General features: G+C 50.1%; 9 tRNA genes and 1 rRNA gene. All 10 read left to right on the top strand.

The window, feature by feature from the left end:
* A 5S ribosomal RNA gene (rrf, locus tag ACTQ5J_RS13435) occupies window positions 1–103 on the top strand; the annotation flags it as partial.
* A gap of 34 nt (window positions 104–137) precedes the next feature.
* A tRNA-Val gene (locus ACTQ5J_RS13430) sits at window positions 138–210 on the top strand.
* A gap of 7 nt (window positions 211–217) precedes the next feature.
* A tRNA-Lys gene (locus ACTQ5J_RS13425) sits at window positions 218–290 on the top strand.
* A 22-nt stretch (window positions 291–312) separates the two neighbouring features.
* A tRNA-Leu gene (locus ACTQ5J_RS13420) sits at window positions 313–394 on the top strand.
* A gap of 47 nt (window positions 395–441) precedes the next feature.
* Window positions 442–517 (top strand) — tRNA-Thr (locus ACTQ5J_RS13415).
* A 1-nt stretch (window position 518) separates the two neighbouring features.
* A tRNA-Gly gene (locus tag ACTQ5J_RS13410) sits at window positions 519–590 on the top strand.
* A gap of 29 nt (window positions 591–619) precedes the next feature.
* Window positions 620–705: transfer RNA gene (locus ACTQ5J_RS13405), tRNA-Leu, on the top strand.
* Between the two features lie 11 nt (window positions 706–716).
* A tRNA-Arg gene (locus ACTQ5J_RS13400) sits at window positions 717–790 on the top strand.
* Between the two features lie 21 nt (window positions 791–811).
* A tRNA-Pro gene (locus ACTQ5J_RS13395) sits at window positions 812–885 on the top strand.
* An 18-nt stretch (window positions 886–903) separates the two neighbouring features.
* A tRNA-Ala gene (locus ACTQ5J_RS13390) sits at window positions 904–976 on the top strand.
* Window positions 977–1,000: the final 24 nt, after the last annotated feature.

Here is a 1,000-nt window from a genome sequence, read left to right as displayed (position 1 = left end):
GCAAGAAGGATACACCTGTTCCCATGCCGAACACAGCAGTTAAGCTTCTTAGCGCCGATGGTAGTTGGACCTTTGGTCCTGTGAGAGTAGGACGTTGCCACGCAAGTGTTGACTGTTATTAGACACAACGTATAGTTGGAGGATTAGCTCAGCTGGGAGAGCGTCTGCCTTACAAGCAGAATGTCGGCGGTTCGATCCCGTCATCCTCCATTATTACGACTCGTTAGCTCAGTTGGTAGAGCAACTGACTTTTAATCAGTGGGTCGCAGGTTCGAATCCTGCACGGGTCATTCGTTTCTTTTTAAGAATCGAGCGGGTGTGGCGGAATTGGCAGACGCACCAGATTTAGGATCTGGCGCCGCAAGGTGTGTGGGTTCAAGTCCCTCCACCCGCAGTCGCGTTTTTTATAAACGTTGAAATTTAAATAAGCATTTAACATGTGCCGGCTTAGCTCAGTTGGTAGAGCATCTGATTTGTAATCAGAGGGTCGAGGGTTCAAGTCCTTTAGCCGGCACCATGCGAAAGTAGTTCAGTGGTAGAACACCACCTTGCCAAGGTGGGGGTCGCGGGTTCGAATCCCGTCTTTCGCTTGCCAGATATAAAAACACAGGCAGATATTGCCGGGGTGGCGGAACTGGCAGACGCACAGGACTTAAAATCCTGCGGTGAGTGATCACCGTGCCGGTTCGATTCCGGCCCTCGGCATTTGTTTTAAAGCAGCCATGGCTCAATTGGATAGAGTACCTGACTACGAATCAGGCGGTTGCAGGTTCGACTCCTGCTGGCTGCATGCTTTAAATAATCATCACATCGGGAAGTAGCTCAGCTTGGTAGAGCACTTGGTTTGGGACCAAGGGGTCGCAGGTTCGAATCCTGTCTTCCCGATTTATTTAGAAATATTTTGGGGGCTTAGCTCAGCTGGGAGAGCGCCTGCTTTGCACGCAGGAGGTCAGCGGTTCGATCCCGCTAGTCTCCATTTTTTTCTTTAAATGTGAATAAA

The organism is Fundicoccus sp. Sow4_F4 (assembly GCF_052116145.1).
GTDB lineage: Bacteria > Bacillota > Bacilli > Lactobacillales > Aerococcaceae > Fundicoccus.
This window is presented reverse-complemented; position numbering and strand designations above follow the sequence as displayed.